Annotated in this window: 1 protein-coding gene; it reads right to left on the minus strand. The window is 44.6% G+C overall.

Annotated elements, in window-relative coordinates; genetic code table 11:
• Positions 1-826 (minus strand): IS21 family transposase (istA, locus tag MLE13_RS17860; protein ID WP_276323985.1); only part of this gene is annotated, 826 nt, incomplete at both ends.

Here is an 826-nt window from a genome sequence, read left to right on the forward strand (position 1 = left end):
GCTTAGGCGTTTTCGGGCGTCTTCCAGGGAACCGAACGCAATGTCATATGAAAATGCTTTTCTGCGAACAACCTCAACACTCCGTTCTACGTGTCCTTTTTGATTTCCTTTTCTTGGCTCGCAGAGCCGTATCCGAAATCCATAATAATTGGAGAGGTTAAGCATGCCATCCGTGATCTTCCGATCCGTTCCGACAAATGATTTCACCACGGTTCTCATATTGTCGTATGTAAAGACAGAAGGCACAAAGCCTAAGTGGTCGATCAGCTTAGTATGAACATCCTGTACGCAAATCATCGTCTCGGACTCGTAAAGTAACGCAAAGCGATAATTGCTGTAGGCCAAGGTGAAGACCGCCAGCGAATAGGATTTCCGTTTCCCATCAATCACCAGTTTCACTTCTCCCCAATCAAATTCCACTTCCCAGGCTGCTGAATAGCGTTGTCGAACAAAGACCTCTTTCGCCCGCACCTCCTCAGTGTTAACGAAATTTCGAACCGTCGTATAGCCGATGTCGTATCCTTCTTCTTGCAGTTTTTCATACATATCGATCTTTTTCATTTGTTGCTTGCTCATGTTGTTTTTTCGTTTCCATTCATTGTCCTGAATGAATCCCTTGAGCCTTTCTATGATCTCCTCAGTCATTTTTCGTTTCACTCCATCTCTTTTCTTGTAAGAAGGAGGCGATAAGATATCCTCTGTAACCGCCAGGTTACGGACATCGGTCGCCTTGCTCTTCTCAAAAGCTTCGATGTATTTGGAAACTGTGTTTCTGGAGACCTTCACTTCTGTGGATATTTGTCTTTGGCTGACATCTTGAAGATGC

Source organism: Planococcus halocryophilus, from assembly GCF_022489025.1.
GTDB lineage: Bacteria > Bacillota > Bacilli > Bacillales_A > Planococcaceae > Planococcus > Planococcus halocryophilus_A.